The organism is Streptomyces sp. NPDC048185 (genome assembly GCF_043202495.1).
Lineage (GTDB): Bacteria > Actinomycetota > Actinomycetes > Streptomycetales > Streptomycetaceae > Streptomyces.
Map to the genome: position 1 here is coordinate 1,028,745 of NZ_JBIDAN010000002.1, position 23,070 is coordinate 1,051,814.

At 72.5% G+C, this 23,070-nt stretch carries 19 protein-coding genes; 7 read left to right on the forward strand and 12 right to left on the reverse strand.

What is annotated here, in order from left to right:
• Positions 1 to 6: 6 nt before the first annotated feature.
• From hydA to ACGF3H_RS10505, 6 genes are all read right to left on the reverse strand, one after another.
• Positions 7 to 1,413, reverse strand: a complete 1,407-nt coding sequence (gene hydA / locus ACGF3H_RS10480) for a dihydropyrimidinase (RefSeq protein WP_362499155.1) — start codon at positions 1,411 to 1,413, stop codon at positions 7 to 9.
• A 28-nt stretch (positions 1,414 to 1,441) separates the two neighbouring features.
• The gene (locus ACGF3H_RS10485; protein ID WP_362499152.1) at positions 1,442 to 2,284 is read right to left on the reverse strand and encodes a nitrilase-related carbon-nitrogen hydrolase; all 843 of its coding nucleotides are present in this window, start codon (positions 2,282 to 2,284) and stop codon (positions 1,442 to 1,444) included.
• A 102-nt stretch (positions 2,285 to 2,386) separates the two neighbouring features.
• A complete protein-coding gene (locus ACGF3H_RS10490; protein ID WP_362499149.1) occupies positions 2,387 to 3,952 on the reverse strand; it encodes a PucR family transcriptional regulator ligand-binding domain-containing protein in 1,566 nt (521 codons plus the stop codon).
• A 43-nt stretch (positions 3,953 to 3,995) separates the two neighbouring features.
• A complete protein-coding gene (locus ACGF3H_RS10495) occupies positions 3,996 to 5,279 on the reverse strand; it encodes an aspartate aminotransferase family protein (protein WP_362499146.1) in 1,284 nt (427 codons plus the stop codon).
• Complete coding sequence (locus ACGF3H_RS10500; RefSeq protein ID WP_362499143.1) at positions 5,276 to 6,118, reverse strand: nitrilase-related carbon-nitrogen hydrolase; 843 nt, start codon at positions 6,116 to 6,118, stop codon at positions 5,276 to 5,278. Before ACGF3H_RS10500 ends, ACGF3H_RS10495 begins: the two co-directional genes overlap by 4 nt.
• 270 nt (positions 6,119 to 6,388) lie before the next feature.
• Positions 6,389 to 6,640, reverse strand: coding sequence for a helix-turn-helix transcriptional regulator (locus tag ACGF3H_RS10505; RefSeq protein WP_362499140.1), 252 nt, complete (start codon positions 6,638 to 6,640; stop codon positions 6,389 to 6,391).
• A gap of 63 nt (positions 6,641 to 6,703) precedes the next feature.
• On the opposite strand from ACGF3H_RS10505, the gene map reads away from it, so the two are divergent.
• Together map and ACGF3H_RS10515 are read left to right on the forward strand one after the other, a co-directional pair.
• Positions 6,704 to 7,480 carry a type I methionyl aminopeptidase gene (gene map / locus ACGF3H_RS10510; protein WP_362499138.1) on the forward strand — a complete coding sequence of 259 codons (777 nt, stop codon included), beginning with the start codon at positions 6,704 to 6,706 and terminating at the stop codon, positions 7,478 to 7,480.
• 786 nt (positions 7,481 to 8,266) lie between these two features.
• A complete protein-coding gene (locus tag ACGF3H_RS10515; RefSeq protein WP_362499136.1) occupies positions 8,267 to 10,795 on the forward strand; it encodes an ATP-dependent Clp protease ATP-binding subunit in 2,529 nt (842 codons plus the stop codon).
• A 9-nt stretch (positions 10,796 to 10,804) separates the two neighbouring features.
• Here ACGF3H_RS10515 and ggt read toward each other — a convergent pair whose 3' ends face one another.
• Complete coding sequence (ggt, locus tag ACGF3H_RS10520; protein WP_362499133.1) at positions 10,805 to 12,610, reverse strand: gamma-glutamyltransferase; 1,806 nt, start codon at positions 12,608 to 12,610, stop codon at positions 10,805 to 10,807.
• Between the two features lie 105 nt (positions 12,611 to 12,715).
• On the opposite strand from ggt, the gene ACGF3H_RS10525 reads away from it, so the two are divergent.
• Entirely contained in the window at positions 12,716 to 13,474 is a 759-nt protein-coding gene (locus tag ACGF3H_RS10525; RefSeq protein WP_362499130.1) for a hypothetical protein, read from the forward strand.
• Positions 13,475 to 13,512: 38 nt separating this feature from the next.
• Here ACGF3H_RS10525 and ACGF3H_RS10530 read toward each other — a convergent pair whose 3' ends face one another.
• The 3 genes from ACGF3H_RS10530 to ACGF3H_RS10540 all read right to left on the reverse strand — a co-directional run bounded on the left by ACGF3H_RS10530 (position 13,513) and on the right by ACGF3H_RS10540 (position 18,377).
• The gene (locus tag ACGF3H_RS10530; RefSeq protein ID WP_362499127.1) at positions 13,513 to 14,001 is read right to left on the reverse strand and encodes a hemerythrin domain-containing protein; all 489 of its coding nucleotides are present in this window, start codon (positions 13,999 to 14,001) and stop codon (positions 13,513 to 13,515) included.
• A 99-nt stretch (positions 14,002 to 14,100) separates the two neighbouring features.
• Entirely contained in the window at positions 14,101 to 14,397 is a 297-nt protein-coding gene (locus ACGF3H_RS10535) for an STAS domain-containing protein (RefSeq protein ID WP_362499125.1), read from the reverse strand.
• Complete coding sequence (locus ACGF3H_RS10540) at positions 14,397 to 18,377, reverse strand: SpoIIE family protein phosphatase (RefSeq protein WP_362499280.1); 3,981 nt, start codon at positions 18,375 to 18,377, stop codon at positions 14,397 to 14,399. Before ACGF3H_RS10540 ends, ACGF3H_RS10535 begins: the two co-directional genes overlap by 1 nt.
• A gap of 350 nt (positions 18,378 to 18,727) precedes the next feature.
• Between ACGF3H_RS10540 and ACGF3H_RS10545 the strand changes: the two genes are divergently transcribed.
• The 4 genes from ACGF3H_RS10545 to ACGF3H_RS10560 all read left to right on the forward strand — a co-directional run bounded on the left by ACGF3H_RS10545 (position 18,728) and on the right by ACGF3H_RS10560 (position 22,423).
• On the forward strand, positions 18,728 to 20,056 hold the full coding sequence (locus ACGF3H_RS10545) for a GAF domain-containing SpoIIE family protein phosphatase (protein ID WP_362499122.1): 1,329 nt from the start codon (positions 18,728 to 18,730) through the stop codon (positions 20,054 to 20,056).
• Entirely contained in the window at positions 20,053 to 20,412 is a 360-nt protein-coding gene (locus ACGF3H_RS10550) for an STAS domain-containing protein (protein ID WP_362499120.1), read from the forward strand. The genes ACGF3H_RS10545 and ACGF3H_RS10550 overlap by 4 nt, the downstream gene beginning before the upstream one ends.
• 185 nt (positions 20,413 to 20,597) lie before the next feature.
• The gene (locus ACGF3H_RS10555) at positions 20,598 to 21,452 is read left to right on the forward strand and encodes an MEDS domain-containing protein (protein ID WP_362499117.1); all 855 of its coding nucleotides are present in this window, start codon (positions 20,598 to 20,600) and stop codon (positions 21,450 to 21,452) included.
• The gene (locus ACGF3H_RS10560) at positions 21,449 to 22,423 is read left to right on the forward strand and encodes a sensor histidine kinase (RefSeq protein WP_362499115.1); all 975 of its coding nucleotides are present in this window, start codon (positions 21,449 to 21,451) and stop codon (positions 22,421 to 22,423) included. Before ACGF3H_RS10555 ends, ACGF3H_RS10560 begins: the two co-directional genes overlap by 4 nt.
• On the opposite strand, the gene ACGF3H_RS10565 is transcribed toward ACGF3H_RS10560, so the two are convergent.
• Positions 22,410 to 22,850, reverse strand: coding sequence for an ATP-binding protein (locus tag ACGF3H_RS10565; RefSeq protein ID WP_362499112.1), 441 nt, complete (start codon positions 22,848 to 22,850; stop codon positions 22,410 to 22,412). The genes ACGF3H_RS10560 and ACGF3H_RS10565 overlap by 14 nt on opposite strands.
• A 117-nt stretch (positions 22,851 to 22,967) precedes the next feature.
• The coding region (locus tag ACGF3H_RS10570) for a sigma factor-like helix-turn-helix DNA-binding protein (protein ID WP_362499277.1) at positions 22,968 to 23,070 on the reverse strand (103 nt) is incomplete at its 5' end.

A 23,070-nucleotide genomic window follows, 5' to 3' on the forward strand; every position in this document is an offset into this window, starting at 1 on the left:
CCGCTCCTAGTTCAGGTACTGGCAGGTGGAGCGCGGGGTGTAGACGCCGTGGCCCTTGCGCCCGGTGTACTCCCGCTCGGTGACGACCGGTTCGCCGCGCGAGAGCACCGTCTCCACGCGGCCGGTGATCCGCTTGCCCTCGTACGCCGAGTAGTCGACGTTCATGTGGTGGGTCTCGGCGGACAGGACCTGCTCGGCGTGCGGGTCGTAGACGACGATGTCGGCGTCGGCGCCGGGCGCGATGGTGCCCTTCTTCGGGTACAGGCCGAACATGCGGGCCGGGGTGGCGCAGGCGATCTCGATCCAGCGGCGCCGGCTGATGTGGCCGTCGACGACGGCCTGGTGCAGCAGGTCCATGCGGTTCTCGACGCCCGGCATGCCGTTGGGGATCTTGGAGAAGTCGCCGCGGCCGAGCTCCTTCTGGCCCGTGAAGCAGAAGGGGCAGTGGTCGGTGGAGACCACCTGGAGGTCGTTGGTCCGCAGCCCCTTCCACAGCGCCGCCTGGTGCTCGCGCGGGCGCAACGGCGTGCTGCACACGTACTTGGCGCCCTCGAAGTCCGGCTCGGCGAGGTTGTCGGTGGACAGGAACAGGTACTGCGGGCAGGTCTCGCCGAAGACGTTCAGCCCGTCGTCGCGGGCCCGGGTCAGCTCGGCGACCGCCTCCTGCGCCGACACGTGCACGACGTACAGCGGCGCTCCGGCGACCTGGGCGAGCCGGATGGCGCGGTGGGTGGCCTCGGCCTCCAGCAGGGCCTTGCGCACCTCGCCGTGGTAGCGGGGGTCGGTCTCGCCGCGGGCGAGGGCCTGTTCGACGAGGACGTCGATCGCGATGCCGTTCTCGGCGTGCATCATGATCAGTCCGCCGTTGCCGGCGGCGCGCTGCATGGCCCGCAGGATCTGGCCGTCGTCGGAGTAGAAGACGCCCGGGTAGGCCATGAACTGCTTGAAGGAGGTGACGCCCTCCTCGACCAGCAGGTCCATCTCCTTGAGCGTGTTCTCGTTCACGTCGGAGACGATCATGTGGAAGCCGTAGTCGATGGCGCAGTTGCCCTCCGCCTTGGCGTGCCAGGCGTCGAGGCCCTCGCGCAGGGAGTGCCCGACGCTCTGGATCGCGAAGTCGACGATGGTGGTCGTACCGCCCCAGGCGGCGGCCCTGGTGCCCGTCTCGAAGGTGTCCGCGGCGTAGGTGCCGCCGAAGGGCATCTCCATGTGGGTGTGGCCGTCGACGCCGCCCGGGATGACGTACTTGCCGCTCGCTTCTATGACCCGCTCGGCCGGGAACGCCTCGGCGGCCGGGGTGCCGGACGCGGCGAGGGCGGCGACGCGGCCGTCCTCGATCAGCACGTCGGCGTGGATCTCGTCCGACGCGGTGATGACGAGCCCGCCGCGGATGACGGTACGACTGCTGGTCATGCTGGTCCCTCCTGTCGGGAGCGGTCGTTCAGGGCGCGGTCAGCGGCGTGTACGCGCCCGGCGCCCGGTCGCGGTAGAACTGCCAGCGGTCGCGGACCTCGCGCAGCTTGCCCATGTCGAGGTCGCGGACGACGAGTTCGCTCTCCTTGTCGCTCGCGACCTCGCCGACGAACTGGGCCTCGGGGTCGACGAAGTACGAGGTGCCGTAGAAGTCGTTGTCGCCGTACTCCTCGACGCCGACGCGGTTGATGGCGCCGACGAAGTACTCGTTGGCGACGGCCGCCGCCGGCTGCTCCAGCTGCCACAGGTAGCCGGACAGGCCCCGCGAGGTGGCCGACGGGTTGAAGACGACCTCGGCGCCCTGGAGGCCGAGCGCCCGCCAGCCCTCCGGGAAGTGCCGGTCGTAGCAGATGTAGACGCCGACGCGGCCGACGGCCGTGTCGAAGACGGGCCAGCCGGAGTTGCCGGGACGGAAGTAGAACTTCTCCCAGAAGCCGCGGACCTGGGGGATGTGGGTCTTGCGGTACTTGCCGAGGTAGGAGCCGTCGGCGTCGATCACGGCGGCGGTGTTGTAGAGGACGCCGGGCTGCTCCTCCTCGTACATCGGCAGCACCAGGACGATGCCGTGCTCGCGGGCGAGCCGCCGGAAGCGCTCGACGATCGGGCCGTCGGGGACGCGCTCGGCGTAGGCGTAGAACTCGGGGTCCTGGACCTGGCAGAAGTAGGGCCCGTGAAACAGCTCCTGGAAGCACAGGACTTGGGCCCCCTGGGCGGCGGCGTCGCGGACCGCCTGCTCGTGGACCTGGATCATCGATTCCTTGTCGCCCGTCCAGGCGGTCTGGAAGAGCGCGGCACGGATCACTCGGCTCATCTTCGGCCTCCACTCGCTCGGTGTGCTGCGAGCGTAGGGACGGCGTCCGGCCGCTTCGACGGGCACGGTGTCACGTCTGCGGGTGTCGGGCATTGCACGGTGTCACCCCTGCTGTGCGTCGTGGGCGAGGAGCGCGATGTGCACGGACGCGGCCTGTTCGAAGTCGTCGAGGTCCACGCCGAGCCTGGTCTGTATGGCCTCCAGGCGGCGGTAGAGGGCGGGGCGCGAGACGTGGTGGAGCTGGGCGGTGCGGGACTTGTTGCGCCCGGTGGCGAGGTAGGTGCGCAGGACGGGCAGCAGGGCCTCGTCGGGGCCGCGCAGCAGCCCGTCCAGCTCCCGTTCGGCGAAGGACTGCACGTGCGGGTCGTCGCGCAGCAGCCGGACCAGGCCGCGCAGGTGCACGTCCCGCAGGCGGACGACGGGCGGCAGGTCGAGGGCCGCCGCGGAGTCGGTGACGGCGTCGGCGACGTGCTGCGCCTCGCGCAGGCCGGCCGGCACGTCGTCCCAGAGGGTGCGGGCGTCGGCCGCGGCGACCACGGTGCCGGCGGCGCCGGGCTCCGTGCGCAGCCGGGCCGCGAAGTGGTCGGTCAGTGCCCGGGCGTCCTGATCGCGGGCGAGGCTGAGCAGGACGGCGGTCGTGTCGTCGGTGAGGTGGGCGACGAGGCCCGGCAGGCCCAGCACCCGCAGCACCCGGCCGAGGCGGGCCGGGTCCCCGTCGGGGACGGCCAGCGGGACGAAGACGCGCCGGTTGACCGGCAGCCCCGCCGCCCGGGCCCGCGGCAGCAGGTGCCGCGCCGGTACGGCCCCGCCGGCCAGGTCGGTGAGCAGGCTCCGTGCGGACTGCTCCTCCCAGGAGGGCGTCGCGGGGCCGGCGAGCATGCGGTGCAGGACGAGGGCCTCGGCGGCGCGGTCGGCGAGCAGCCGTCCGGCGGCCCGGTCGCCGCGGTGGCCGCACAGCACGAGCCGCCCCCAGCGCTCCCCGCGGCAGGTCAGCTCGGCGCGGATCCAGCCGTCGGCGGCGCCGGCCCCGGCCTGCCGGGCGATGCGCTCCCAGTCGCGCAGCACGTCGTCGACGGCGGCCCGCTCCCCCGCCGTGGCGAGGACGCGGTGCGCGAGGTTGGTGACGACGACCGGGCAGCCGGCGTGCCGGGCCACCTCGACGAGCAGGCTCTGCACGGGGGCGCCCGCGGTGATCAGGCCGGTCAGTTCGGTGCGCACGGCCTCGGAGAGGCTGACGGCGGCGTACGTGCGCCGCAGCAGCCGGGACTGGACCTCCTCGGTCAGTTCGGCGAAGGGGAAGGGGCGGTGCAGGACGACCATGGGCAGGCCGCACCGCTCGGCCGTCCGGCGCATCACGTCCGGCGGGGCGGGGAAGGCGCGGCCGAGCCCGAGGACGACGGCCGCGGCGTCCGCGCGGTGCAGGGAGCGGATGTACTCGGTCTGCCGGTCCTCGTCCCCGGCGAGCAGCACCCCGGTGGTGAGGACCATCTCGCCGCCGCTGAGCATCACGCCGACGTCGGCGGCCTCGGCTACGTGCACCCAGCGCACCGGGCGGTCGAGCAGGCCGGCGCCGGCCACCACCTCGGGCTGTCCGGCGAGCACCCGCTCCAGGGCGAGGACCTGACGGACCGACAGGGCGGGTTCCCAGGTTTCCCGGGTGGTGGTCATGGCGGCGGTACCTCCGCTCGGTGCACGGCTCAGCGCACGGCCGTCACAGGCTCCGCAGGGCGCGTTCGAGGATCGCGGCGCCCTCCTCGGCCTCCGCGACGGTGAGGGACATCGGCGGCGCGATGCGCAGGGCGCTGGTGTCGTGGCCGCCGCCCTTGCCGATGAGCAGCCCGCCCGCGCGGGCCTCCTCCAGCACGGCCGAGGCGGCCCGGGGGTCGGCCTCGTCGGTGCCGGGCCGGGTCAGTTCGATGCCGAGCATCAGTCCGCGCCCGCGCACCTCCCGGACGTGCGGCACCTGGGCGGCGACGGCCCGCAGCCGTTCGGCGAGCAGTCCGCCGACGCGCCGGGCGTTGCCCTGGAGGTCGTGTTCCAGCAGGTAGGTGAGGTTGGCGAGGCCGGCCGCCATGGTGACCTGGGTGCCGCCGAAGGTGGAGATGCTGTTGGCGTCCAGGCAGTTCATGATCTCGGCGCGGGCGATGACGCCGCCGATCGACATGCCGTTGCCGATGCCCTTGGCGAAGGTCACGATGTCGGGCGGGCCGCTGCGTCCGTGGGCCTGCCAGCCCCAGAAGTGCTCGCCGGTGCGGCCCCAGCCGGTCTGCACCTCGTCGGAGATCCAGAGGATGCCCCGCTCGTGCAGCACCTCGCGGAAGGCGGCGTACAGGCCGTCGGGCGGGGAGGTGAAGCCGCCGACGCCCTGGACGGGTTCGGCGATCAGCGCGGCGGGCGGGCGCGTGTGGCCCAGGAGGTCCTTCAGGTCGGCGACGCAGGCGTCGATGAAGTCGCGGTCGTCCAGGTGGGCGTAGGGCCCGCGGGTGCGCACGCCGCCGTGCACGTACAGCGTCTTCAGCGGGGACAGCGAGGTCGGGGACCAGCCGCGGTTGCCGGTGATGCCGACGGTGCCGAAGGAGCGGCCGTGGTAGCTGTTGCGCATCGCCAGGACGGTGTCGCCGCGCCGGTAGGCGGTGGCGAGGAGCAGGGCGGTGTCGTTGGCCTCGGTGCCGGAGGTGGTGAAGAAGACGCGCGCGTCGGGGATGCCGGACAGCTGGGCGATGCGCTCGGCGAGTTCGACCATGGGCCGGTCGAGGTAGAGCGTCGAGGAGTGGATGATCCGACCGGCCTGCTCGCTCACCGCCTTGGTCACCTCGGGCAGGGCGTGCGCGGTCATCGTGGTGAGGATGCCGCCGAAGAAGTCGAGGTACTTGTTGCCGGAGGAGTCCCAGACGTGCCGGCCCTCGCCGTGCGTGATCTCCAGCGGCTCCTCGTAGTAGAGGGCGAGCCAGTCGGGCAGGACGGCGCGGTGGCGGGCGAACAGGTCCTTGGTCACGGCTGCACCAGCCCTTCGTAGGCGTCGGGGCGGCGGTCGCGGTAGAAGGCCCACTGCTGCCGCACCTGCTCGATGAGGTCGAAGTCCAGGTCGCGGACCACGAGTTCCTCCTTGGTGTCGCTGGCGACGTCGCCGACGAACCGGCCGCGGGGGTCGACGAAGTACGACGTCCCGTAGAAGTCGTTGTCGCCGTACTCCTCCTGCCCGACCCGGTTGATCGCGGCGACGAAGTACTCGTTGGCGACGGCCGCCGCGGGCTGCTCCAGCTGCCACAGGTGGGCGGAGAGGCCGCGGTGGGTTGCGGACGGGTTGTAGACCAGCTGGGCGCCGCCGAGGCCGAGCTGCCGCCAGCCCTCCGGGAAGTGCCGGTCGTAGCAGATGTAGACGCCGACCTTGCCGACGGCCGTGTCGAAGACGGGCCAGCCGAGGTTGCCGGGACGGAAGTAGAACTTCTCCCAGAATCCCTTGACCTGCGGGATGTGGTGCTTGCGGTAGGTGCCGAGGACGGTGCCGTCGGCGTCGATCACGGCCGCGGTGTTGTAGTAGAAGCCGGACTGCTCGATCTCGAAGACGGGGACGACGATCACCATGCCGGTCTCGCGGGCGAGTGCCTGCATCCGGCGGGTGGTCGGCCCGTCGGGCACGGGCTCGGCCCAGCGGTAGTGCTCGGGGTCCTGGACCTGGCAGAAGTAGGGGGCGTTGAAGACTTCCTGGAAACCGATGACCCGGGCGCCCTGCCGGGCCGCCTCGCGGGCGTGCTCCTCGTGCTTCGCCACCATGGACTCGGTGTCGCCGGTCCAGGTGGCCTGGACCAGAGCGGCACGTACGACGTTGGCCATGAGCTGCTCCTTCGACACGACGTCAGAGCCTCTACGCCCGTAGAGCAGGCCGTAGAGGGACGAACGTAAGCCTCTCGGACGGGCTTGCCAAGACCATCGTCGCCAAGCCGGGGTGTCGATCGTGATTCGCACTCCTGCGGGTGATCGGTGGGGCGCACGGGGCCGGTGTGACGCCCCTCGGCCGATCGGCCGGCGACGCGGGGAGCCCGGCCGGCCGTGGCGCGGGCCGGCCGCGCGGGGGGGCTCCGCGGGGGGGTCTCGGAGGCGGAGTCAGACGCCGACGAGGGCGCACTGCCCCACGAGCTCGTCCATGGACACCCCGAGGACGGCGGCCAGCGCGGCCACCGTGAAGAACGCCGGCGTCGGCGCCCGCCCGGTCTCGATCTTGCGCAGGGTCTCCGCGGAGACGCCGGCCTGCGCGGCGACCTCCGTCATGGTGCGGTCGCCGCGGGCCGCGCGGAGCAGCCGCCCGAGCCGCTCGCCGCGTTCGCGTTCTTCCGGGGTCAGAGGGTTGCGCACCATGCCGTCATTCTAATACCGGCGTCCCGCCGTGACCCCAATTAAAATACCGGTATAGTTATTGGCATGGTGGAACTGAAGAGCGACACGTCTATCGATGCCATGTACGCGGCCGGCCAGGTCGTCGCCCGCGCGCTGACCGCCGCGCGGGCGGCCGCGGACGTGGGCGTCTCCCTGCTGGAGCTGGATGCCGTGGCCCGGGAGGTGCTGCGGGAGGCCGGCGCGACCTCGCCCTTCCTCGGCTACCGGCCCTCCTTCGCGCCGACGCCCTTCCCGGCCGTCGTCTGCGCCTCGGTGAACGACGCGATCGTGCACGGCATCCCGGACGGCTACCGGCTGCGCGACGGCGACCTCGTCTCCCTCGACTGCGGGGCGACGCTGGACGGCTGGGCGGGCGATTCGGCGATCAGCTTCACGGTGGGCACCCCGCGCCCGGCGGACACGGCCCTGATCGACACCGCCGAGCGGGCCCTCGCGGCGGGCATCGACGCGGCCGTCGTCGGCAACCGCATCGGGGACATCGCGCACGCGGTCGGCTCGGTGTGCCGGGCCGCGGGTTACGGCGTCCCGGACGGCTTCGGCGGCCACGGCATCGGCCGGCGCATGCACGAGGACCCGGAGGTCCCCAACGAGGGGCGGCCGGGACGCGGGCTCCCGTTGCGCCACGGCATGGTCATCGCCATCGAGCCGATGCTGATCGGCAGCGGCCGGGACGAGTGGCACGCCGCCGCGGACGGCTGGACCCTGCGCACGAACGACGGCTCCCGGGCGGCGCACGTCGAGCACACGGTGGCGATCACGGAGACGGGGCCGCGCGTCCTGACGTCCCGGGAAGCCCTGTAAGACCCCCGGGCCCCCAGCCACGGACCACCCGCCGCCCCCGCCGCGGGCAGTCGTGCCACCCCAGACCACGCACCGCCCCGCCACCCGAGCCGCTGGCCATCGTGCCGCCCCAGGCCCCGCCGCCCCGCCACCCCAGGCCGCCGGCAGTGGTGCCACCCCAGCCGCACACACCCGCCACCCCGGGGCCGCACACACCCCGCCACCCCGGGCCACGCACCGCCCCACCACTCCAATCCCGCACCGCTCCGCCATCCCGGGTCGCGAACCGATCCGCCACCCAGGCCACGGGCAACCCTGCCGCCCCAGCCGCACACCGCCCCGCCACCCCAACCCCACACCGCTCCGCCATCCCAGGTCGCGAACCGCTCCGCCACCCAGGCCGCGGGCAACCCTGCCGCCCCAGCCGCACACCGCCCCGCCACCCCAACCCCACACCGCTCCGCCATCCCAGGTCGCGAACCGATCCGCCAACCAGGCCACGGGCAACCCTGCCGCCCCAGCCGCACACGCCCCGCCACCCCGGGCCGCACACCGCCCCGCCCACCCGGCCGCGGGCAGTCGTGCCGCTGGGGCGGCACGGGTGGGCGCGGCGGCACCCGGGCGGCGCCGGGCCACGCGACCCGCCCCCGCCCGGCGCCCGCACCGGCGCCCCGGAAGCGCCCGCCCGCCCGACGCCCCAGGACATGCCCGGCAGAACAGAACGTGTCATGTTGGGCATGACCGCGCCCCGACCGGGTTACCCGGCCCCGGCACGTCGATCAGCGATGCAGCGGAGGTCCGTACACGATGAGCAGCGGCTTCATGGGCCCGGAGGGCGACCCGTTCGCGGAATTCCTGGCGCGCTTCTTCGGCGGGCCCAGGCCGAGGCAGATCGACATCGGGCGGCTGCTCAGCCAGCCCGCCCGGGAGCTGGTGCGCGGCGCCGCCCAGTACGCCGCCGAGCACGGCAGCCGCGATCTCGACACCGAGCACCTGCTGCGGGCCGCGCTCGCCACCGAACCGACCCGTGGCCTGCTCAGCCGGGCCGGCGCCGACCCCGACGCGCTGGCGTCGCAGATCGACGAGCGGACCGGCCCGGTGCAGCACCCGCCGGGCGAGGTCCCGCCGCCCACGTCGCTCTCACTCACCCCGGCCGTCAAGCGTGCCCTGCTGGACGCGCACGAGCTGGCCCGCTCCACCGGCACCGGATACATCGGCCCCGAGCACGTGCTCAGTGCCCTCGCCGCCAATCCGGACTCGGCGGCCGGACACATCCTGAACGCGGCCCGCTTCGCTCCGTCGGGCCTGCCGACGGAGACACCGGAGGCCGCCAAGACCCGCACGGAGGGCCCCAGGTCCACGAACACGCCGACGCTGGACAAGTACGGCCGCGACCTCACCGACCTGGCCCAGCAGGGCCGGATCGACCCCGTCATCGGGCGCGAGGACGAGATCGAGCAGACCGTCGAGGTGCTCTCCCGGCGCGGCAAGAACAACCCGGTGCTGATCGGTGACGCGGGCGTCGGCAAGACCGCCATCGTGGAGGGCCTCGCCCAGCGCATCACCGACGGCGACGTTCCGGACGTGCTGATCGGGCGCCGGGTGGTCGCGCTGGACCTGACCGGCGTGGTCGCGGGCACCCGCTACCGGGGCGACTTCGAGGAGCGGATGAACAACATCGTGGGTGAGATCCGCGCCCACTCGGAGCAACTGATCATCTTCATCGACGAGCTGCACACGGTCGTCGGCGCCGGTGGCGGCGGTGAGAGCGGTTCGATGGACGCCGGCAACATCCTCAAGCCGGCCCTGGCCCGCGGCGAACTGCACATCGTGGGCGCCACCACGCTGGAGGAGTACCGCCGGATCGAGAAGGACGCGGCTCTCGCCCGCCGCTTCCAGCCGATCCTGGTGCCCGAGCCCACCACGGCGGACGCCATCGAGATCCTGCGCGGACTGCGCGACCGCTACGAGGCCCACCACCAGGTCCGCTACACCGACGAGGCACTGGTCGCGGCCGTGGAGATGTCCGACCGCTACCTCACCGACCGCCGGCTCCCCGACAAGGCCATCGACCTGATCGACCAGGCCGGTGCCCGGGTGCGGCTGCGGGCGCGCACCAAGGGCACGGACGTACGGGCCATGGAGCGCGAGGTCGACCAGCTGATCCGGGACAAGGACCAGGCCGTCGCGGACGAGCAGTACGAGCAGGCCATGCAGTTGCGCGACCGGATCACCGAGCTGAAGCAGCGGATCACCGAGGCCGACGGCGGCGGGGAGGCCGACGAGGGCCTGAGCCTGGTCGTCGGCACCGAGTCCATCGCCGAGGTGGTGTCCCGGCAGACCGGCATCCCCGTCAGCAGCCTCACCCAGGAGGAGAAGGACCGCCTGCTGGGTCTGGAGTCGCACCTGCACGAGCGGGTGGTCGGCCAGGAGGAGGCCGTCCGGGTCGTCTCCGACGCCGTGCTGCGCTCCCGCGCCGGGCTCGCCAGCCCCGACCGGCCCATCGGCTCCTTCCTCTTCCTCGGCCCGACCGGCGTCGGCAAGACCGAGCTGGCCCGGGCCCTGGCGGAGGCCCTGTTCGGCAGCGAGGACCGCATGGTGCGCCTCGACATGAGCGAGTACCAGGAGCGGCACACCGTCAGCCGCCTGGTCGGCGCCCCGCCCGGCTACGTCGGGCACGAGGAGGCCGGCCAGCTCACCGAGGTGGTGCGCCGGCACCCGTACTCGCTGCTGCTGCTGGACGAGGTGGAGAAGGCGCACCCGGACGTCTTCAACATCCTGCTCCAGGTCCTGGACGACGGCCGTCTGACCGACTCGCAGGGCAGGACGGTCGACTTCACGAACGCGGTCGTCGTGATGACCAGCAACCTCGGCTCCGACGTGATCACCCGGCGCGGTGCCGGCATCGGTTTCGGGGCCGGTGGGAGCGAGGCGGACGAGGAGGCCCGGCGCGAGCAGGTGCTGCGTCCGCTGCGCGAGCACTTCCGGCCGGAGTTCCTCAACCGCATCGACGAGATCGTCGTCTTCCGCCAGCTCAGCGGTGAGCAGCTGCGGCAGATCACCAGCCTGCTGCTGGAGCAGACCCGGCGCATGGTGCGGGCGCAGGACATCACCGTCGACTTCACCGACGCGGCCGTGGACTGGATCGCCGAGCGCGGCTACCAGCCCGAGTACGGTGCCCGGCCGCTGCGCCGCACCATCCAGCGCGAGGTGGACAACCAGCTCTCCCGGCTGCTGCTCGACGGCCGCGTCCAGGAGGGCGGCCGGGTCACCGTGGACGTCGAGGACGGGCGGCTGGCGTTCCGCACGCCGGAGCGGCCCGTCCCCGAACTGTGACGGGCGGCGCTACCGCCGCGCGGGCCTGACCACCATGGCCGAGCCGCCGCCGCGCCGGACCTTCTCGGCGGCGGCCAGCCACCTGCCGTCCGGCAGCCGCTGCACACCCGTCGCCGCCCCGATCTCCGGGTTGGGCTTGAAGGAGTGCCCGAGCGCCTCCAGCTCCGCCCGCAGCCCGCTGTCGTACAGGCCGGGTTCGAGTTCCGTCTGCGCCGCGTTGCGCTGGCTGGCGCGCGGTGCGGCGATCGCGTCGACGAGCGGCAGGCCGCGGTCGAGGAAGCCGGTCAGGGTCTGGAGCACGGTGGTGATGATGGTGGCGCCGCCGGGCGAACCGACCGCCACGACCGGCTCGTGGTGCCGGTCCAGCACGATCGTCGGCGCGATCGACGAGCGCGGCCGCTTTCCGGGGCCGGGCAGGTTGGGGTCGTGGACCGCCGGGTTCGCGGGGGCGAAGGAGAAGTCGGTCAGCTCGTTGTTGAGCAGGAAGCCCCGGCCGGGCACGGTGATGCCGCTGCCGCCGGTCTGCTCGATGGTGAGCGTGTAGGCGACGACGTTGCCCCACTTGTCGGCGACCGTGAGGTGCGTGGTGTTCTCGCCCTCGTACGTCGTCGGCGCCGCCGTGCCGCTGCCCGCGCAGGACGCCGGATGCCTCGGGTCGCCGGGCGCGAGGGGGCTGGTGAGCGCCGCGTCGTCCTTGATCAGGCACTCCCGCGAGTCGGCGTACCGCTGCGACAGCAGTTCCTTCGCCGGTACGTCCTCGAAGGCGGGGTCGCCGACCCAGCGCCCGCGGTCGGCGAAGGCGATGCGGCTCGCCTCGATGAAGCGGTGCAGGTAGCGGGCCTTGCTCGCCCGGGAGAGGTCGGTGCGCTCGAGGATGTTGAGTGCCTCGCCGACCGTGGTGCCGCCGGAGGACGAGGGGGCGATGGAGTAGACGTTAAGGCCGCGGTACGTGGTCCTGGTGGGGGCCTGCAGCTTGGCCTCGTAGGCGGCGAGGTCCTTGGCGGACAGGTCGCCGGGGCGGGCGTTCCAGCCGGAGTCCGGGTCCACGGGCGGCTTGTTGACGGTGGCGACGATGTCCTCGCCCAGCTCGCCGTGGTAGATCGCGTCGGTGCCCTTGCGGCCCAGCTCCTTGTAGGTGCGGGCCAGGTCGGGGTTCTTGAAGGTGGAGCCGACGACCGGGAGTTCGCCGCCCGGCAGGAACAGCTCGGCGGTGTCCGGGAAGGAGCGGAAGCGCTGTTCGTTGGCCGCGGTCTGGGAGCGGAAGGTGTCGTCGACGGTGAAGCCGTCGCGGGCCAGGCGTTCGGCCGGTTCGAGCACGGAGGCGAGCTTGCGGCTGCCCCACGTGTCGAGGGCCGTCTGCCAGGTCGCGGGCGTGCCGGGGGTGCCGACGGCGAGGCCGCTGGTGACGGCGTCGGCGAAGGCGAGCGGCTTGCCGTTCTCGGTGAAGAGGGTCTCGTCGGCGGTCAGCGGCGCGGTCTCGCGGCCGTCGATGGTGCGCACCGTGCGGGACTTGGCGTCGTAGTAGACGAAGTAGCCGCCCCCGCCGATGCCGGCGGAGTAGGGCTCGGTGACGCCGAGCGCGGCGGCGGTGGCGACGGCCGCGTCGACGGCGTTGCCGCCCTTGCGCAGCACCTCGATGCCGGCGGCCGAGGCGTCCTGGTCGACGCTGGCGACCGCCCCGCCGTAGCCGACGGCGACCGGGGTCTTCGGGGCGGCCGGTCTGTGCTGCGCGGCGGGTGGCGCCGCCGCCCCCACCGACACCACGGCGGCCGAGACCGCCAGGACCGTCAGATTCCGTGCGACAGGGCGACGCATCCGCACCTCCAGTGAAAGGCCGTTCGGGCAGCTTAAATCATCGTCATGGCCGCGTCAGGGGCCTGTCGGACACCGGTACCCCGGGGACCGCTAGCATGCGCGCCCATGACTGACGACGTACGCAACATCGTCCTGGGTGTGATAGCTGCGGGCATCAGCGCCGCGCTGGGCTGGCTCGCCCGTACGTATCTCTGGAAGCGGAAACTCCGCCGCAAGCAGGCCTTCTTCGGACTGCCGGAGAACGCCGAGTCGCTGCTCGTCGTCAACCGGGACCCGGCCACCTCCGAGCCGGCCGTCCACCGCTTCGACGTGTTCGCACTGCTGGAGCTGTCCGCGCTGATCAAGGACTGCGGCGCGCACGTCCAGGTCGTCACCCAGGACACGGTCCATCAGGGCTTCGGCGAGCGCACGGAGTTCTGTGTGGGCGGTCCCGGGTCGAACCGGCGGATGGTGGCCCACATGGCGGCGATGCTGCCGGGGGTGCGGATCAACGTGGACCCGGAGCCGGGCCCGGACCGGGCCGCCTTCCAGATCGGCGGCGAGCGCTACCGCATGGACCCGGGCGTCACGGAGTACGTCATGCTGGCCCGCCTCACCGCCGGCGACCGGCGTGAGGCCCGCCCGGCGTTCCTGTTCTGCGGTCAGCGCGCGATCACCAACCAGGCCGCCACGCGCTACCTCGCCCGGCACCACGAGCGGCTGGCGCGCAAGCACGGCAAGAACTCCTTCGTGCTGCTGCTGAAGGTGGTCAACTCGCAGGCGTACGGCCCGGACGTCGTCGAACTCGTCGGGGACGTGACCCGGGCGGCGACGAGCCCGCTGCCGGTCCCGGCGCCGGCGTCCCGCACCTCGCACCGGGCCTGACCCCGCGCGCCCGGGAACGGTGCCCGCGGGGCCGGCTGCTAACCCGCCACGATCTTGCGCACGTTCTCCACGCTGCCGCAGTCGGACTCCAGGTACCTTCCGCGGGCCTCCTCGAACGCCCGCCCCAGCTCCGCCCGGCGCTCGTCGGCGACGTTCTCGCGCGCGTCGTTGAGCAGGGTCCGCTCCTCCTCGTCCGCGTGGTGATTGACCGCCGTGACCAGCTCCTCCAGCTTGTCCTCCCACTCCTCGGAAGCGGTGTCCTCCACCTCCAGCAGGGCGAGCAGAGCCTCGTTGCCCTCCTCGTGCTCGTGCACGCTGTGGTCGACGTCGTCGTCGTCGACGTTCTTGTAGCGCCGCAGGGCCGGGTAGACCTTGTCCTCCTCGGCCGAGGCATGGGCGATCAGCAGGTTCGCGAATTCCGCGAGCGCGGCGGCACGGTCGGCCTCCGCGTTGCGCATGGTGCGGAAGAGGTCCTCCATGCGGCGGTGGTCGCGAAGGATGAGCTCGACGACGTCATGGGACGGCACGGTGACTCCTCGTCTGTGAGCGGTGGGCGTTCAGGTCTCGCGATTACCCCCGTTGTCGCGGGTGAGACCTGGCACTTTCCGTCCGCCGCCGCCCGCCCCTCAGGGCACGTCGAGGCCGTGCACGGTGGTCAGGTCGGCCAGCCCCGAGATGTTCAGCACCGGGGCCAGCAGCGGCGTGGCGATGAGTTCGATGCGGTCGGTGTGCGTGAACAGCACGCTCAGACCGGCGCTGTCGAGGTACTCGACGGCCGTGAGGTCGATGACGAGCGGGCCGTCGGTCGTCTCGATGGCCGAGGCCAGGGCGTCGGTGTTGCTCATGTCGATCTCGCCGACGACCGTCAGCAGCGTCGCGCCGTCGGGACGCCGGCTGGGAGTGAGAGTGAGCGGGGTGGTCATCAGGCGATCCTCGTATGCATGTCGACGGTGGTCCCGGCGGCGCCGGAGGTGATGGTGACCTGTTGCATCAGCGCGCGCATCAGGGCCACACCCCGTCCGCGGTGGGTGTTGACGTCGGGCTGGGGTGTCTTCCACCGGCCGGTGTCGGCGACGGTCAGGCGGAGGTCGTCGACGAGGGCCTCGGCCCGCAGCCGGACCGTGTCACCGGGAGCGTCGCGGTGTCCGTGCTCGATGGCGTTGGCGCAGGCTTCTCCCGCGGCCACCAGGACGTTCTGGACGGTGTGCGGCGGCAGCTCGCACTGGTCGAGCCAGCTGCGCAGGGCCTTGCGGACCGGTGCGAGCTGGGACGACTCGGCCGGGAAGGCCACGTCCAGGGGCGCCGGGTGACGGTACAGCAGGAGGGCCACGTCGTCGTCGTAGCCGTTGGTGGGGGCGAGACGGGTCATGACCTGGGTGGCGAGGTCGTCCACGGCGGCGTTGCGGCCGTCCTGGACCGCCTCGCTGGCCTGGTCGATGCCGGCGGTCAGCGGGCGGCGCCGGCGTTCCACGAGGCCGTCGGTGTACAGCAGGAGGGTGGCGCGTGCGGGCACGGTGCAGGATCCTTCGGGGCGGCTCCTGCCCGGTCGCACGGCCAGCGGGACGGAGCGTCCCTCGTCGAGGAGCACGGTGGTGCCGTCGGGGTGGGTGAGGATGCCGGGCGGGTGTCCGGCGCTGGAGTAGGTGAGGTGGCCGGTCTCGGGGTCCAGGACCCCGCAGAAGACGGTGGTGCACATCGCGCCGGGGATGCCGGCGGCGAAGCGGTCGAGAGCCATGAGGGTCTGCGCGGGACTGGCGTCCTGGAGGAGCAGGGCGCGGCAGGCGCTGCGCAGCTGGCCCATGACGGTGGCGGCTTCGAGGCCGCGCCCCACGCAGTCGCCGACGACGATGCCTATGCGTCCGTCCTGGAGCCGGACCGTGTCGTACCAGTCGCCGCCGACCTCCAGGGGCTGGGTGGCGGGCTCGTAGCGGACGGCGAATCCGTCGGGCAGGTTGGACGGGCCGAGGATGGCACGCTGGAGGGCGATGGCCGTCTCGCGCTGCTGGTCGATCTGGTGGGCGCGGGCCAGCCCCTGGGCGAGCTGGCCGGCCAGCAGGGACAGCAGCAGCTGGTCCTCACCGGTGAAGGGACGATGCCCCCCGAGGTCGATCCACACCACCATCGTCCCCTCGGGGTGATTGACGGTGATGCCCGCGCCCGTGTCGTCGTCGACCGGCGTGAGCAGCGGCCGGCCGAGCCAGGCGGTGAGCTTGTCCCGGCGGTCGGCGGGCAGGTCGTGCCAGTTCAGATGCGGGTCGGTCGCGGTGACGGACGGTTCCCGGCCGGCCGCGACGACGGCCGCCACCACGCACTCGGCCCGCCACAGGTGCTTCAGCTCGGACAGCACGCCCGACAGGGCCTCGGGCAGGCTGGTCGCCTGGGTGAGCCGCATGCTGAGGGCGGCCTGGGCGCTCTTGCGCTGGATCGCGTAGTGCTCGGCGGTGACGTCGCGGAAGGTGCCGACGGTGACCTGGCGTCCGGTGTCGGGGTCGTGGGCCTGGTTGAAGGTGGCCGTCACCCACAGCCGGTGGCCGTCGCGGTGGCTGACCGGAATGGTGTACGAGCCCTTGGGATCGCCCAGCAGTTGGCCGAAGGCGTCCTGGACCTGCTGGTGTGCCTCGGGGTCGGTCTCGGCGTCCGGCCACCAGGGGTGGATCGGCTGGTAGGGCAGGCCCTCCGGCTCGAAACCGAGGATGTCGGTGAAGGCCGTGTTGATCTCGGTGACGGCGCCGTCCTCGTCGCAGACGAAGAACGCCTCCTGCAGGGAATCGATCAGGGCGCTGCGCCAGCGGGCCTGGTGGTTGCGCAGCCGCGCCAGTTCCAGGTTGGCCCGCACCCGGGCGAGGAGCTCGGCGGCGGCGAACGGCTTGACGAGATAGTCGTCGGCGCCCGCCCGGAGCCCTTCGATGGACGCTTCCTGTCCGGCCCTGGCCGACAGCAGCAGCACCGGCACGGAGGCGGTCCGGGGGTCGGAGCGCAGCGTCGACACCAGGGCGAGGCCGTCGAGGCCCGGCATCATCACGTCGCTGATCACCAGGTCCGGAGCGTCCGCCCGGACGGCCCGCAGGGCCGCCAGGCCGTCGTCGACGGTGTCGACCCGGTATCCGACGCCGTGCAGGAGACGGGTGAGGTACCCGCGCATGTCGGCGTTGTCGTCGGCGAGCAGGATCCGCGCCGACACGGCCGGACCGGACGTCTGTCCCGACGGCCCGGCCCCCGCCACCGCCGCGGCCGCCCGCTCCTCGGCGTCGGCCGCCCCGTCCGGAAGCCAGCGCAGCGCTTCCACGAGGTAGGGGTCGGCGGCGGACCCCACGCGGCTGTCGTCGGCCGGCACGAGTGCGTCGGAAGGAAGGTGGGCCGAGCCGAAGGGCAGCCGGATCGTGAAGCGGGTGCCCTCGCCCTCGGTGCTCTCGGCGGTGATCGTGCCGCCGTGCAGGGCGACCAGTTCCCTGACCAGTGCGAGCCCGATGCCGCTGCCCTCGGTGGAGCGGGAGCGGGCGGTCTCGATCCGGTGGAACCGCTCGAACAGCCGGGGCATCTCGGCCTCGGCCACGCCGATGCCCGTGTCGGCGACCTCCACGACGGCGCGGGTGTCCTCGCTGCGGACCGTGAGGCGGATCGAGCCGTCGAAGGTGAACTTCAGCGCGTTGCTCAGCAGGTTGAGGATCACCTTCTCCCACATGCCGCGGTCGATGTACACCTCGCCCGTCAGCGGCTCGCAGGCGATGTCGAAGCCGAGGCCGGCCTTGTCGACGGCGGACCGGAACACGCTGGCCAGTTCGGCGGTGACCGCGGCCAGGTCCACCGGTTCGTAGCGTGCCTGCATCCGGCCGGCCTCGATGCGGGAGAAGTCCAGCAGCGAGTTGACGAGCTTGCCCAGCCGCAGCCCGTTGCGGTGGATGGCGTCCAGTTCCTCGCGCACCGGCTCCTCGGCGTCCGCCAGGCGTGCGCGCAGCTCCTCCAGCGGTCCCATGATCAGCGTGAGCGGGGTGCGGAACTCGTGGCTGATGTTGGAGAAGAAGGTGGTCTTGGCCCGGTCCAGCTCGGCCAGTTCCTCCGCCCGCTGTTGCTGCTCCTCGTAGCTGCGGGCACTGGTGATCCCGGACGCGAGGTGGCCCGCGACCAGCTCGACGAATCCCCGGTAGCCCTCGTCCAGCGCGCGGTACCGGTTCAGGCCGGCCACCAGGAATCCGTACGGTGCGCTGCCGGACTGCAGCAGCGGCACCGTCAGCGCCTGCGCGGGCGGCTCCGACCAGCCTCCGGTCGGCAGGCCGGCGAAGACGGGGCCGTCGAGCGGCACCAGCACGGACTCGCCGCGGGCCGACTCCTGGAGCGGCCAGATGCCGCCGGTGCCGGAAGCGGGCAGGGCGTCGGGGGCGGCCGGGTGCCCGGCGGGCATCCCGGTGGTGCCGGCGAGCACCGCGGAGCCGTCGGGCTGGAACAGGTACGTCAGCGTGAACGGCAGATCGTGCGTGTTGCGGCCCAGCTGCTGAGCCACGAAGGCCAGCATCTCCTGTTCGGTGCGGACCACGCTGAGGTCCGACCCGAGGTCGCGCAGGGTCGCCATGCGCCGCTCGCCGAGGACGCGCTCGGTCTCCTCGCTGACCACGCACAGCATGCCGACCACCGTGCCGTCGTCGTCGCGCAACGGGCTGTAGGAGAAGGTGTGGTAGCTCTCCTCCGTGTAGCCGGACCGCTCCAGGAACAGCAGCAGGCCCTGGTCCCAGGTGGCCTGTCCGGTGGTCATCACGGTGTCGATCCGAGGGCCGATGTCGTCCCAGATCTCCGCCCACACCTCACGCGCCGGCCGGCCCAGCGCCCAGGGGTACTTGCGGCCCAGCGTGTCCCGCCGGTAGGCCGCGTTGCAGAAGAACGTCAGCTCCGGGCCCCACGCCATCCACATGGAGAACCGCGACGACAGCAGGATGCTGACCGCCGTCCGCAGACTCTGCGGCCACTGCTGCACCGGACCCAGCGGGGTCGACGCCCAGTCCACCTCGGCGAGGTCCCGGCCGACTTCCGCCTCGGCGGCGAACACGTCCGAACCGGCGGTCGTCGCCGGCTCGTGAACACCGTCTTGCGCATGCGTCACTGGACGCCTCCCACTCTTCCCCCTGCCCACCGCCGCACCGCCTGCCCGTGGTCGCCGCTGCCCGGCTTGCCCAGGAACGCCGACGACTTCGTAGGATAAGCCAGTCCGCCCGGGAGTCCTCCGGCAGGCGGTGTCACGACGTACAGCAGGGAGCGGTAGGGATGACGACGAGTCCGCTGCAGGTCCCCCTGCCACGGGCGTCCGACGAGAGGAGGCGCCTCGACGCGGTCCGGCGCTACCAGATCCTCGACACCCCGCCGGACGGCGCGTTCGACAGGATCGCGGGCCTGGCCGCCCGGATCTTCGACGCGCCCATGGCCACCGTGGCGATCGTGGACACCGACCGGGTGTGGCTCAAGGCCGCCCACGGCCTGACCGGCGTCACCGAGTTGCGGCGCGACCCCGGCCTCTGCTCCTCCGCCATCCTGCACGGCGAGCCGTACGTGGTCACGGACGCCGTGACGGACGCCCGCACGCACGCCAACCCCCTCGTCCAGGGCGACATAGGCGTCCGCTTCTACGCCGCCGCGCCGATCACCACGGCCGACGGACAGCGTCTGGGCACGGTGGACGTCTTCGACACCCGGCCGCGCACGGCGACCGACGCCCAGCTCGACGCCCTGCAGGACCTGGCCGCGCTGGTCATGGACGAACTCGAGCTGCGCCTCTCGGCCATCCGCACGGTCGCCGCCGAACGCGACCGGCGCACCGAGGCCGAACGCCTCGCCCGGACGCTGCAGCGCACCCTGCTGCCCCCGGCCCTGCCGACGGTCCCCGGCCTCCAGGCGGCGGCCGCCTACCACACGGCCTCCCCGCACGAAGTCGGCGGCGACTTCTACGACCTGTTCCCGCTCGACGACGGCCGCTGGGCGTTCTTCCTCGGGGACGTGTGCGGCAAGGGTGCCGAGGCGGCCGCCCTCACCTCGCTGACCCGCTACACCCTGCGCGCCGCCGCCATCTACGACCCCGACCCGTGTGCCGCGCTGTCCAACCTCGACAGCGTCCTCAAGGGCGAGTACCAGGGCAGCGATCCCCGCTACTGCACGGCGGTCTTCGGAGTGCTGCAGCCCCTGGCGGACGGCTCCTTCCGTGTCGACCTCGCGGGCGGCGGGCATCCCTCGGCCCTCGCGGTACGCGCCGACGGCACCGTGGAGCCGATCTCCACCGCCGGCGGCCAGCTCGTGGGCATGCTGCCCGACCCGCAGTTCGTGCAGACCACCACGCGCTTGTCACCGGGCGAGAGCCTGCTGCTGTACACGGACGGTCTCACCGAGGCGCGCAGCCCGGACGGCACCATGCTCGACGAGAGCGGACTCACCCGGTACCTGCTATCCGCGTACGCCCACGCCGAGGACCGCTCCGCCGACGCATTACTGGCCTCCGTCGAGGCGCTCCTGCGCCACCTGGGCGACGGCGTCAGCGACGACACCGCCCTGCTCGCCCTGTCCGTACCCCCGCAGCCCCGCCCCCACCTCCAGGAGAACCGGTGACCGAGCCCGAACGCCTGCTGACCGTCACCCCACACACCACCCAGGCCGGTCCCTACGTCCTCCAGGTGACCGGGGAGCTGGACCACCACAGCTCCCCCATCCTGACGCAGGCCGTCAAGGAGGCCCCCTTCGGCGACGCCGGTGTGATCATCGATCTGTCCGGGCTGACCTACTGCGACTCGACCGGCATCACGGTGCTCATCACCGCCTACCAGCGGTCGCAGGCGACCGGTTCGCCGCTCAGCCTCGTCGGCGTCAGGCCGGACCAGATGCGTGTCTTCCAGGTGGTCGGACTGGATCAGGTCTTCACCTTCCACGCCACCGCCCAGGAGGCCGTCTCCGCCCTGCGGCGCTGAATCGCGCGGGGATCCGCTCGCCGCCGTGTCGCGATGCCCGGGCAGTGGATACAGTGTCGGGTACACGGCTGTCCGGCCGGGCGGGGGGCGACACCGCGAGGGTGTTTCGAGCAGGCCGGTACGACAGGGGAGGGTTGGGGGCCGGGGTGATCACGTACGAGACTGCGAACCGACAGGTCCAGGACATGGATCACGGTGATCACTTGTGTCTGGCGTTCGCCGACGACGACGAGCAACGCCGCGTGGTGACGGAGTATCTGACGTCCGGTCTGGACCGCGGCGAACGCGTCATGTACTTCGCCGACCAGCGCTCTCCCCGGGAGATCCTCGACTGGCTGGCCGCGTCGGGCACGGACCCCCGCCCGGCGCTGGAGAGGGGCCAGCTCGTGGTGACGACGGCGGAGGACAGCTATCTGGCGGCAGGGTCGTTCGACCCCGACGGCATGGTGGCCGCCCTGCAGCAGGAGGTCGGCGACTCCCTGACGGCCGGTTACACCGGGTTCCGCGTCAGCGGCGAGATGGGCTGGGCACTGCGCCCGGTACCCGGTGCCGAGCAGCTCGCCGACTACGAGACCAAGGTCAACGAGGTGTTCGCCGGCCGTCCGGCCTCGGCCGTCTGCCAGTACGACGCCCGCCGCTTCACGCCCGCGCAACTGGACCACCTGCACGGATGCCATCCGGGAGAGGTCGAGGCCGAGCCGCTCCACCAGGACGGCACGCTGCGGCTCGTGCCCTCCTTCCGGCAGGGGCGCCGCAGCCTGCGCGTGGTGGGCAGTGTGGACCACCGCACCACGGGGGCCCTGGTGGCTGCCCTGGAGACGGCGACGGCCTGGCCGGGTGACCTCCAGGTGGACATGCGGGAGCTGGAGTTCATCGACCTGAGCGGCGTGCGGGCCCTGGCCCACGCCGCCGCTCGGCTGGAGGCCGGCCGGCGACTGCACGTGGTGGAACTCGCTCCCCTGCTCTGCCAAGTGATCGGCATGGTCGGTTTCGACGCGACCCCCGCCCTGGTCGTCACCGCCCAGGAGACCCGCGCGTGACCGACAGCCTCACCGCGCCACCACCCCGGCCGCATCGCAACCGGGGCCTGACCCACCAGGGGCTGCTGTACGGCAGCGGCCAGGAGTTCCTGGACACCACGGTGCCCTTCTGTCTGGAAGGGCTGGAGCAACGGGACGCCGTACTGGCGGTGACCGGTGCCGCCAACGCCGCACTGCTGCGCCAGGCGCTCGGAAAGGCGTCCGGGCAGGTCGAGTTCGTCGACGCCGACGAGTGGTACCGGACGCCGGGACGCACCCTGGGTGCCTACTACCGGTACGTCGACCAGCGCACGCGCGAGGGACGGCACCAGCGGGTCCGGGTCATCGGCGAACCGGTCTGGCACGGCAGGGACGCGCTGGAGACGGCCGAGTGGGCCCGCTACGAAGCCGCGCTCAACGTCGCCTTCGCCCACTGCCCGGCCTGGGTCATCTGCCCGTACGACACCCGGGTCCTGCCGGAGAGCATCGTGGCCGGCGCCCTGCGCACCCACCCGCACCTGGCCGTGCCGGCGTCCTCCCGCCCCAGCGACCGCTACGAGGACCCCGCCGCCGGCGACGGCTGGCACCGCCCGCTCGTGCCCGTGGCCGGGGAAGGAGAGAGGACCGTCATGCGCTTCGGAGCCGACCTTTCAGCGGTGCGTTCCACGGTCGCCCAGGCGGCGGCGGGGATGGGCCTGTCCGCCGACGGCACCCAGCGTCTGGTGTTCGTGGTCAACGAGGTCGCCACCAACGCCGTCCAGCACGGCGGGGGCGAGGGGCACATAGCGGTCCGCCGCGCGGGCCGGCGCATCGTGTGCGACGTCACCAGCACCGGCCCCAACAAAACGGACTGGTACCTGGGCTATCTCCCGCCCGACCCGCAGCAGCGGCACGGGCACGGCATGTGGGTGGTACGTCAGCTGTGCGACCTGCTCGAGGTCCACACCGACCAGGACAGCACGACGGTGCGCCTCCACGTCAGCCTCGGCTGAACGGCAGCCCCCGGCGCTCCTCGAGCGCGATGCGCGCGGTGACGCGCTTGCCGGTCTCCTCCTGCTGCACCTCGAGGTCCTGACTCAGCGCCGCGACGATCTCCAGACCGTGCTGGCCGACCCGTCGCGGGTCGGCGGGCCGGCGCTCCGGCAGCGTCGATCCACCGTCCCGGACGGTGACGGACAGGGTGTCCTCGGACAGCACCAGCGTCAGTCCGATGGGCCCGGAACCGTACTTGACCGCGTTGGTGACCAGCTCGCTCACCACCAGCTGCGCCGCCTCCAGGACGCGTGCCGTCAGCGTCGGCTCACCGGCGGTCTGCGCCTCGGCAAGAAACCGGAGCGCGAAATTCCGCGCGTCGGCGACGCGGAAACCGTGCCGCTCGAAGGTCACCGAGGACATCCGCGACCCGTTGCCGGCAGGCACCTGCCACAACCGTGAACCGTTCAGCTCGAACTCACCATCCCGCACAACCGTCGCGTGACTCCCCCGTGGAGCACAGGACGCCGACCCGTCCCTGTGACACAGAACCGACAGGACCGTTCAGTCGCTGGTGAGCATGCCTTCGCGCAGGCGGGTCAGCAGGCGCGAGATCAGCCGGGAGACGTGCATCTGGGAGACGCCGAGGCGTTCGCCGATCTCCTTC

Excerpts from the sequence above, each read along its gene's own strand:
- ACGF3H_RS10515 (WP_362499136.1), top strand. The coding sequence starts at position 8,267 with ATGAGCAGCGGCTTCATGGGCCCGGAGGGCGACCCGTTCGCGGAATTC.
- ACGF3H_RS10535 (WP_362499125.1), bottom strand. The coding sequence starts at position 14,397 with ATGACCACCCCGCTCACTCTCACTCCCAGCCGGCGTCCCGACGGCGCG.
- ACGF3H_RS10485 (WP_362499152.1), bottom strand. The coding sequence starts at position 2,284 with ATGAGCCGAGTGATCCGTGCCGCGCTCTTCCAGACCGCCTGGACGGGC.
- ACGF3H_RS10490 (WP_362499149.1), bottom strand. The coding sequence starts at position 3,952 with ATGACCACCACCCGGGAAACCTGGGAACCCGCCCTGTCGGTCCGTCAG.
- ACGF3H_RS10500 (WP_362499143.1), bottom strand. The coding sequence starts at position 6,118 with ATGGCCAACGTCGTACGTGCCGCTCTGGTCCAGGCCACCTGGACCGGC.
- ggt (WP_362499133.1), bottom strand. The coding sequence starts at position 12,610 with ATGCGTCGCCCTGTCGCACGGAATCTGACGGTCCTGGCGGTCTCGGCC.
- map (WP_362499138.1), top strand. The coding sequence starts at position 6,704 with ATGGTGGAACTGAAGAGCGACACGTCTATCGATGCCATGTACGCGGCC.
- ACGF3H_RS10525 (WP_362499130.1), top strand. The coding sequence starts at position 12,716 with ATGACTGACGACGTACGCAACATCGTCCTGGGTGTGATAGCTGCGGGC.
- ACGF3H_RS10540 (WP_362499280.1), bottom strand. The coding sequence starts at position 18,377 with ATGTGGATGGCGTGGGGCCCGGAGCTGACGTTCTTCTGCAACGCGGCC.
- ACGF3H_RS10505 (WP_362499140.1), bottom strand. The coding sequence starts at position 6,640 with ATGGTGCGCAACCCTCTGACCCCGGAAGAACGCGAACGCGGCGAGCGG.
- ACGF3H_RS10555 (WP_362499117.1), top strand. The coding sequence starts at position 20,598 with ATGGATCACGGTGATCACTTGTGTCTGGCGTTCGCCGACGACGACGAG.
- hydA (WP_362499155.1), bottom strand. The coding sequence starts at position 1,413 with ATGACCAGCAGTCGTACCGTCATCCGCGGCGGGCTCGTCATCACCGCG.
- ACGF3H_RS10545 (WP_362499122.1), top strand. The coding sequence starts at position 18,728 with ATGACGACGAGTCCGCTGCAGGTCCCCCTGCCACGGGCGTCCGACGAG.